Origin of the sequence: Flavobacterium cyanobacteriorum (assembly GCF_002251835.1) — a bacterium.
Lineage (GTDB): Bacteria > Bacteroidota > Bacteroidia > Flavobacteriales > Flavobacteriaceae > Flavobacterium > Flavobacterium cyanobacteriorum.
Genome location: NZ_NOXV01000269.1, coordinates 1 through 9,177, shown reverse-complemented (window position 1 = coordinate 9,177; position 9,177 = coordinate 1). Strand labels below are relative to the sequence as shown.

9 protein-coding genes are annotated in these 9,177 nt (G+C 41.4%); 5 read left to right on the top strand and 4 right to left on the bottom strand.

Going from position 1 to position 9,177, the window contains the following annotated elements; genetic code table 11:
- Positions 1 to 135: 135 nt before the first annotated feature.
- Entirely contained in the window at positions 136 to 687 is a 552-nt protein-coding gene (locus tag CHU92_RS09700) for a 1-acyl-sn-glycerol-3-phosphate acyltransferase (protein WP_094415042.1), read from the bottom strand.
- Between the two features lie 55 nt (positions 688 to 742).
- Here CHU92_RS09700 and CHU92_RS09695 point away from each other — a divergent pair, with 55 nt between their 5' ends.
- The gene (locus CHU92_RS09695; RefSeq protein WP_094415040.1) at positions 743 to 1,405 is read left to right on the top strand and encodes a spermidine synthase; all 663 of its coding nucleotides are present in this window, start codon (positions 743 to 745) and stop codon (positions 1,403 to 1,405) included.
- Positions 1,406 to 1,411: 6 nt separating this feature from the next.
- Here CHU92_RS09695 and kdsB read toward each other — a convergent pair whose 3' ends face one another.
- Together kdsB and CHU92_RS09685 are read right to left on the bottom strand one after the other, a co-directional pair.
- Positions 1,412 to 2,143, bottom strand: coding sequence for a 3-deoxy-manno-octulosonate cytidylyltransferase (gene kdsB / locus CHU92_RS09690; protein ID WP_094415038.1), 732 nt, complete (start codon positions 2,141 to 2,143; stop codon positions 1,412 to 1,414).
- Positions 2,144 to 2,267: 124 nt separating this feature from the next.
- Positions 2,268 to 3,692, bottom strand: a complete 1,425-nt coding sequence (locus CHU92_RS09685) for an ATP-dependent DNA helicase (RefSeq protein ID WP_094415036.1) — start codon at positions 3,690 to 3,692, stop codon at positions 2,268 to 2,270.
- A gap of 87 nt (positions 3,693 to 3,779) precedes the next feature.
- Here CHU92_RS09685 and CHU92_RS09680 point away from each other — a divergent pair, with 87 nt between their 5' ends.
- Positions 3,780 to 4,583, top strand: a complete 804-nt coding sequence (locus CHU92_RS09680) for a DUF3822 family protein (protein ID WP_094415034.1) — start codon at positions 3,780 to 3,782, stop codon at positions 4,581 to 4,583.
- Positions 4,580 to 5,140, top strand: coding sequence for a 16S rRNA (guanine(966)-N(2))-methyltransferase RsmD (gene rsmD, locus CHU92_RS09675; RefSeq protein WP_094415032.1), 561 nt, complete (start codon positions 4,580 to 4,582; stop codon positions 5,138 to 5,140). Before CHU92_RS09680 ends, rsmD begins: the two co-directional genes overlap by 4 nt.
- 255 nt (positions 5,141 to 5,395) lie before the next feature.
- On the opposite strand, the gene CHU92_RS09670 is transcribed toward rsmD, so the two are convergent.
- On the bottom strand, positions 5,396 to 7,777 hold the full coding sequence (locus CHU92_RS09670; protein ID WP_094415030.1) for a heavy metal translocating P-type ATPase: 2,382 nt from the start codon (positions 7,775 to 7,777) through the stop codon (positions 5,396 to 5,398).
- A gap of 125 nt (positions 7,778 to 7,902) precedes the next feature.
- Here CHU92_RS09670 and CHU92_RS09665 point away from each other — a divergent pair, with 125 nt between their 5' ends.
- Both CHU92_RS09665 and CHU92_RS09660 read left to right on the top strand, forming a co-directional pair.
- A complete protein-coding gene (locus CHU92_RS09665; protein WP_094415028.1) occupies positions 7,903 to 8,577 on the top strand; it encodes a Crp/Fnr family transcriptional regulator in 675 nt (224 codons plus the stop codon).
- 180 nt (positions 8,578 to 8,757) lie between these two features.
- A complete protein-coding gene (locus tag CHU92_RS09660; RefSeq protein ID WP_094415026.1) occupies positions 8,758 to 9,165 on the top strand; it encodes a hypothetical protein in 408 nt (135 codons plus the stop codon).
- Positions 9,166 to 9,177: the final 12 nt, after the last annotated feature.

The window sequence follows — 9,177 nt, the reverse complement described above, 5'->3', positions numbered from 1 at the left end:
CGCACTAAAGAAATTTAATAAAATAAAAGTTTAAACCACTTCTATAAATTTTATTGGTTTAAACTTTATCTCTTTTGCTTATGTAAATTTAGGCAATATTTATTAATAATCTCGGAATAAATCGTTAAAGTCTTCTTAATCATGCTTATAATTACTTTCGGGAACACATCCAGGAATACCTCTATAATATTGTTCTAAAACTTTAAAGTCCTGCTCCCTGTCGCCTGTAATAACATAAGGTGGGGCAATTTTTACCTGTTTATGTTGATAATCAAAAGCTACTGCCACTACAGGTACTTCTGCTTTTAATGCGATATAATAAAAGCCTGTCCTCCAGCGATCCACTTTTTTACGTGTGCCTTCCGGGGCAATAGCCAGCCTGAAAACGTCCCGCTTGCTGAAAATAGCTGCGATGGTATCAACTTTATTTTCATTCTTCTTCCTGTCCAGTGGGGTACCTCCCATCCAGCGGAACCACCAGCCAACCGGGAACACGAAAAGTTCTTTTTTAGCTACATAATGCATTTGCAGCCCTATAGCGCCTCTCGCCATCACACCAATGAAAAAATCAATCCAGCTTGTGTGCGGCGCTACTATGATTACACATTTTTTCAGGCCGGGGTTCATGGTGCCGTTAATTTGCCAGCCTAAAATCCTGAAAAACAGTAAGCGGTATATTTTTTTCATATTTAAAAAATCAGGATAAAAATACTATATATTTACAAAAATGAAAACACTCTAAATGTTCAGGCGGTTAATCAGCTTTTTTATTCCTGTAACGATTTATAAAAAAAATTCTCCTGTAAGTAAATCGCTTGAAGTCACCTGGAACAACGGCAGGCTTGTGCTTGATTCTGCCCATACAAATTATTCTTATGGCAGCCTGCAGCGGATTTTGAGGAAAGGGCTACACTACATAGGGTTTGAAAGAATCCGGAATTTCCGAAATGTACTGGTGCTGGGTGTGGGCGGCGGAAGCGTTATACGCACACTTGCAGAAGAAATAAAATTCATGGGCCACATTACCGGTGTTGAAATTGATGCTGAAGCCATAGCGATCGCTAATACTTATTTTCAGCTTAATAGTATTAAAAACGTGAATATTGTTATAGATGACGCTTTTGAATTTATACTTAAAACAAAACAAAAGTATGACCTTATAATTATTGATGTTTTTCAGGATACAAAAATGCCGAACTTCCTTTTTGAAGATTTCTTTATAAACAGGATTAATTTCCTGCTTAATGTAAATGGCTTCATCTTATTCAATACCATGACTTTAATAAAGGAAGAAAAAGAACGGAACTTAAAATACCGGTCAAAGTTTGGACAAAATTATTCGGTACGGATGTACCCCAAAGTAGAAGACCATAATGAGTTATTTACCATAAAAAAACTCAGGTAGGGTAAGCTATTTCTCAATTAACCCCCTCGCTTTCTCAAGGTCCTCAGGGGTATCAATACCAATACCCATATGGCTGGTGTGTACCATGCGTATTTTTTTGCCGTACTCCAGGTAACGCAATTGCTCCAGTTTTTCCGATGCTTCCAGTGAGCGCATGGGCAGCCGGTAAAAATCAAGTAATGCATGTTTACGGAAAGCATAAATACCTACATGCTTAAAATACCTCACCCCGGCTTCTTTATCGCGCGGGTACGGAATTACTGAGCGTGAAAAGTAGAGCGCAAAACCTTTCTGGTCTACAATTACTTTTACGTTATTCGGGTTCTCAATATCTTCCCATTCCCTTATTTCATACATTAGCGATGCCAGGTCAATTTCGTGGGCGGCATCGCTTTTAAAAACCTCAAGGACGTCTGCTAAGGGCTCTTTATTTATAAAAGGCTCATCCCCCTGCACATTTACCACTATGTCCACATCAAGGTGCTCTACAGCTTCGGCAATACGGTCAGAGCCGCTTTCGTGTTCCTTACTGCTCATGATGGCCTTGCCGCCATTAACTTCAACCTCTTTAAAGATGATGTCTGAATCTGTTACCACAAAAACGTCATCAAACAAGCCTGTCCCTACTGCCGCCTGATAAGTTCGTGTGATTACTGTCTTCCCTCCCAGGTCCTGCATTAGCTTGGCAGGGAAACGTGTAGAGGCATATCGTGCCGGTATTACTGCTATTATTTTCATATTGTATGTATAGTATTACACAGCCCTAACCCCTCTCAAGAGGGGAATTCTACTCAGACGTAAGAGTGGGATATCTTAAAATTCTCTGTGTATCTTGTGCTTTTTTGTGTATTTTCGTGAAACGTTACTCCTCAAAATTTTCATCCTTAAACCCTATCAGATACAATTTATCCTTTGCCCGTGTCACCGCCGTGTACAGCCAGCGTATGTAATCTTTATCAATACCTTCCGGCAAATAGGGCTGCTCTATAAACACCGTATTCCACTGACCGCCCTGGCTTTTATGGCAGGTTATGGCGTAGGAGAACTTTACCTGCAGCGCATTGAAGTACGGGTTGTTCTTCACTTTTGCAAAACGCCTGTACTGTGTGGGTTCATCCATATAATCCTGCATGACTTCCTGGTATAGCTGGTTGCCCTGCTCATACGTTAATGATGGCGCTTCGCTGTATATCGTATCCAATATAAGTATGGTTTCGAACGGCGCCATACCAGGATAATCTACCATACGCACCTTAACTTTTGCAAAGTTAAACCCATATAGTTCCTGTATCCTGAAAATCTCCAGTATCTCAATAATGTCGCCGTTGGCTATAAATCCGGCTTCGCTTTTTTCTTCCAGCCAAAAATAGTTATTTTTTACCACCATCATAAAATCCCCGGCAGAAAGTTCGCTTTCCCTACCCAGTATCCTGTTGCGTATCTGCTGGTTGTACTGGTTGGCGCGCTTGTTGGAACGTACTATAAATGCCGTATCTTCAATACTGTAATTGCTGTAGGCATGATGTATGGCATCCTGTATGTCATACCCGTCCTGCAGGCGCACAATATCTTTAAAGCCTTTTACTTTAAATTGGAAAGTATCAAAAAAGGCCGATTTCAGTATTTCACGCAGTTCTGTAGCATTATACAAAATACCGGAGCCCAGTTCCTGCCGCATTACTTCGTCCAGCTCTATGTGCTGTACTTCCATATAATATTCCTGCGCCAGTTGCTGGATGTTCAGCGCCGGGCTCACCTCCATATTTACGGGGGGAAGCTGCGCCGTGTCACCTATAAAAATCATTTTGCAGTTATCGCCATTGTACACGTAGCTCATCAGGTCATCCAGCACTGATCCGTTCTCATACATTTTAGATTCCACTGGCGCATCGCTAATCATGGAGGCTTCATCTACAATAAAAATAGTGTTTTTAAACTTATTTTGCTGTAATGTGAAGGACATGCCCCCACCACTGCCCTTTTTAGGGAAATAGATACGCTTGTGTATGGTAAAAGCAGGCTTTTGCGAATAGTGGGCAATCACCTTCGCCGCCCGGCCTGTTGGCGCCAGCAGCACATATTTTTTCTTCGCGTGGTACAGCTGGTTTACCAGGGTAGAAATAATAGTGGTTTTACCCGTACCGGCGTAACCCTTTAAAACAAAAAGCTGGTGTTTGTTGCCGGTAGTAATGAACTCCGCTATCTTCTGCATAAAGATATCCTGCTTGCCTGTAGGTTGAAAAGGGAATTCCTGCCGCAGGATCTTGTAGAATTGGCTCTGGTTCATGAACAGGTCTGGTTTGGCTGGTTCCAAAGATACATAATGATAAACCAAAAAAGAATGTAAATTTGTAACACTAACCGCCACTACTACATGAACGATACCATTACTGATAAAAATTACCGCAAACTCTGCCTGCAGGTTTCCCTCAGTGGGGCTTCTTTCTGTGTTTTTGACACCCTGAACTGGGATTTGCTACGCACACACACACAGCAATTCATAATAAATAAGGATATTGAAGACCAGCTATGGAAACTATTTGTAAACTATCCCGAACTTGAAGAGCGGTATGATGAGGTCCTGGTGCTGCATGACAATAACTTCAACACATTTGTACCGCACGCCCTGTTTGATGACAGCTTCCTGGGCAGCTACCTCCAATACAATACTAAAGTTTTTGAAACTGATTTTTTTGCCTATGATAGTATAGGCAGTTATGAAATACATAATGTATATGTACCTCAAGCCAACATAAATAACTTCCTGCTTGACCGTTTTGGCAGTTTTGAATACAAGAACACCAACAGTATACTGGTCAATAAACTGCTCGATGCTTCTAAAAATATCGATACCCGGCAGGTATATGTGCATGTACAGGAAAGCCATTTTGAAATTGTGGCAGCACGCAACCAAAAGCTCCTGCTGTTTAATTCGTTTGAATACGGCACGCCTGAAGACTTCCTGTATTATTTACTTTTTACGCTTGAACAACTGCAACTAAACCCAGAAAATGTTCGGGTTTGGCTACTGGGTAAAATTGGTGAAGACGACGTTTTATTTAATATCGCGTATAAATATATAAGGCATGTAGCCCTCTTTGATACAACGTCCTTGCAACATAGATATAATATTGGGCAACAGGCGGCTTCACAACATTTTATACTATACAGCGCATGAGGATAATATCAGGTAAATATAAGGGACGCAGGATAAACCCTCCCAAAAACCTGCCTGTGAGGCCAACAACCGACATGAGCAAAGAATCGCTGTTCAACATACTGAACAATCGTTTTGACCTTGAGGGGCTTAGGGTACTGGACCTGTACGCCGGGACGGGCAACATTAGCTATGAGTTTGGCTCGCGTGGCGCTGCCGTAATAACTGCTGTAGATGAAGATTTTGGCTGTATCAGGTTTATAAAACAGACGGCAAAAGCGTTTAACTTTAATATACAGGCCATAAAAGCCCCTGTAAAAAAGTTTATTGAGAGCAGCAAAGGGCCCTATGATATTATTTTTGCCGACCCGCCCTACCACATGGAGCCTAAACTGTTTGAAGAGCTGGTAACACTTATCTTTGAGTACGGGCTGCTGAATGAAAGCGGCATAATGATTATTGAGAGTTCACGCCATACGCCGCTGGACCACATGAAGAACTTTTCTTTTAAAAAGAGATACGGAGGAAGTATATTTTCTTTTTTTGAGTTGAATACTACTGATCCTGATAGAGATTAACAATTAATAATACGTAAATATCATAATAAAAGGCAGCCGCTCTAACACTAACTACGCTGAGGGTTCTATTGGAAGATCAAATCCGGCCTGCAATGAAATGATTGGTGGTATGGAACTACTACTTTTAAATTTAAACAAACACTAAAGAGATATAATTTTTTTAAAATTATCTGCCTTATTGACCGCACACTACAGCCAGCCTTACTGCCATAAAGAATATAAGCCATGTGAGCCATCGGAAATCGTAAAACCTGATTAATACATGCCGCCTCGCTTCGCATACCAGTTGCTCATAACCGTTACAAAACTGATAATGGTAATGGTACTGAGGGGCATTATAATAGCAGCAGTAAGCGGCATAAGCTGCCCGATTACCGCAAAAGACAGCCCCACAACATTATACAGCAACGAAAGCGCAAAACTCATCTTAATAGTACGGATGGTGTTTTTTGACAGTCGCATAAAATAAGCTATACGCCTAAATTGTGAAGCGTCAAGGATGCCATCGCATGCGGGTGAAAATACGTTTACATCCTCTGATACCGAAATACCAGTATTGCTCTGGGCGAGTGCGCCGGCATCATTTAAGCCATCGCCTACCATCATCACGTTACACCCTCTATGCTGCAACTCTTTTATATAGGCCAGCTTTTCTTCAGGTTTTTTATTAAATATCAGGGCAACTCCTTTTGGCAGGAGTTGTTCCAGTACGCTGCGTTCCCCTTCATTGTCGCCCGAGAGTATCTTCAGCTTGTAGTTTTTGCCCAAAGCGCCAAACAATTCTTTGAGGCCGTTGCGGTACTGGTTTTCAAATATGTATTTCCCGAGGTAATGCTTGTTGATGGAAACATGCACACAGGTTTGCAGTGCGCCCTGCTGTGCGTCTTCAACAAATAAAGCGGAGCCTATTTTAAGAAAGGCGCCGTCAACCCTACCCTGTATGCCTTTGCCTGTAATTTCTTCAAAATCTGTCACCGGGAGTACCGGTACTGTGGGCAGGTGGTCGTAAATCATACGGCTCAGCGGGTGGTTTGACCCTCTAAGCAAATTTTTTATCAGGATAAATTGTTTTTCATCCGGTGCAGTGCCTTCAAAAACTATGGCTGACTTCCTGTTGGTGGTAATTGTACCTGTTTTATCAAAAACTATGGTATCAATTTTAGCGAGGCGCTCAATAACTGTGGCATTTTTAAGATAAAACTTACGGTTACCCATTATACGCAGCACATTACCAAGCGTAAATGGGGCGCTAAGGGCCAACGCACAGGGGCAGGCTACAATAAGCACGGCTGTAAAAACATTAAAAGCCGTTGTTACATCAATAAAAATCCATATGGAAAAAGATGCTAACGCAATAAGGATAAGCACTGGTGTAAAATAATGGCTTATAGTGTCGGTAAGCGTTTTATAATGTTGCGTATCATTTTTAGTGAAAACATCATTGCTCCATAATTGCGTAAGGTAACTTTGGGAGACAGAAGAAAGTACCTCCATCTCTATCACCTTCCCTGCCTGTTTGCCGCCGGCATATATTTTATCGCCCGAATATTTGGTCACAGGGACAGCCTCCCCGGTAACAAAACTATAATCAATTTCGGTGCTGTCGCTCATTAGTATGCCATCAACCGGTATCAGTTCCTGGTTGCGTATAAGCAGCCTGTCCCCTGCCGCCACATCGTATACAGGCACGGAAACTTCAGCGCCACCTGCCATAATTTTAGTAACAGCTACAGGAAAATAGGACCTGAAGTCTCGTTCAAAAGAAAGGAAATTATATGTTTTCTGCTGGAAAAGCCTGCCAAGCAGCATAAAAAAAACGAGGCCGGTAAGGCTGTCAAAAAAACCCTGGCCCAGGCCAAAGATTATATCCACGGTGCTGCGTATAAACATCACTACAATACCCAGGGCAATGGGTATATCAATAGTAAGCACACCGGCCCTGATACTTTTAAATGCAGTGATATAATAACCGCTTGCCGAATAAAGAAAAGACGGGAGTGAAAGTGCAAAAATGAGCCAGCGGAAAAAGCCACGGTAATGGTCAAGCCAGTATTCTTCTACTTCAAAGTATTCGGGGAAAGAAAGCAGCATGACGTTACCAAAGCAGAAGAAGGCTACTCCAAGTTTGTATATAAGTTCGCGACTTACTTTTTTCCGCCGGTTCTCATAATTTTCAAGGCTTATGTAAGGCTCATACCCAATAGCGCTCAGAAGGTGTACTATCTGCTTAAGGGTTACCAGCCCGGGGTTGAAGATAATGCGGGCTTTCTTTTCAGGAAAATTTACCTGCGAGCTGCTTACACCCCCGCATAGCCTGCTAAGATTTTCCAGTATCCATATACATGAACTGCAATGGATGTGCGGTATGTATAATGTGACAATATGTGTATTATCTTCTTTAAAATCAAGGAGCCTGTCTGCTATTGCCGAATTGTCCAGGAAATCATACTTGCTCCTGACATCGCCGGGCATGGCGCCGGGCGCTTTTTCAAAATTATAATATTCAGCCAGCCCATTTAGGCTGAATATTTCATAAACTGTTTTGCATCCGTTACAGCAAAAAGCCTTTTCATCGTACAATATTTCATCTTTTGCCACGACATCAATGCCGCAATGATAGCAAGCGTGCATGTCCATAATCTGCTCCTTTTATACCTGCTACAAAGTTGGGGTATGACCCGCTCTGAAAATATGATATTAATCATACTCTTATGAAATCTTCATCACATAAAATACATTTGCCTCAACTAAACCATAGTACCATGAACAAATGCGAACAGTGTATTGTGCGGCAGCTTAGCTCATTAAAAGCCCTTACTAAAGATGAAATTATACGCTTAGCGGAATGCAAAACGTCATACACCGTAAAAAAAGGTGAGCCATTATTTACAGAAGGAGAAAATGTCAACGGTGTATTTTGTATCAGGGAAGGGATATGTAAAATGACCAAATTAAGCGCCAACGGCAACGAACAGATAGTAAAGCTTACAGCCAAAGGTGAGTTGCTCGGCCAGCGTTCCATGATCAGCGAGGAACCTGTAAACCTTAGCGCTGTTGCCCTTGATGATATGGAAGTCTGCTTTATACCAAAGACTGAAGTCATGGGCTTTTTTAACCGGAACAACCAGTTTTCGCTACAGGTGATGAAAACCATCTGCGGTGGCCTCAAAGAAGCCGATGACCAGGTAGTAGCCATGGCCCAGAAACCTGTAAGGCAGCGGCTGGCCGAAACACTGCTGTATTTGCATGACACTTTTGGTGTACATGATGATAACAGCCTGAGGGTAAAATTGACCAGGGAAGAACTGGCAGGCATAGTTGGTACCGCAACCGAAAGCTGTATAAGGCTGTTGTCTGAGATGAACAAACTGGGTATTATACGCCTGGATGGCAAAAAAATTATCATCAACAACCCGACGGCGTTATCAAAGGTGTAATGATTATTATCTTTTCCTCAACTAAATGATACAGCTTGGGAGTAGCATTATTTTTAACACAGNGCTGATATTCTTTTTTAAAGGCATTACCTGATAAATAATCCTTTAATATACTGAATGTCAGCTTTTTATACAAATTTTTAAGAACTTATTTTATTGATTTTTAATCAATTATATTTTTTGTCGTGTACTAAAAAAAATACTATTAAAAAAGAAATACACCACAACCCTACTAAGGGAGGGGCTTCAGAAAAAGAAAAGTTTAGCAGCTGCTATAATACATCTCATAAACTCTATCTCGAAAAATTTGGCAGTGAGCCACCGGCAGCTATCTGGCAGGACGTACACACACGATTTACAGAAATAAATTTCCAACGTGTAAACCTGCACCGCTACTGGCTTATCAAAAAGCCAGGCCTCCATTTTAAATCAATTATGCTGCAAATTATTGCACTGCTCCTGGGGTGCTTGTTTTTACAGGCGGATGGTGAGGGTGTTGTTATATTCTTTTTTATTGCAGGGCTTATAATAGCATTCATCTACAATAACAAAAATAATCCCAAAAAAGTCATTAGGAATTTAAGTTGAATTTATTTCGAA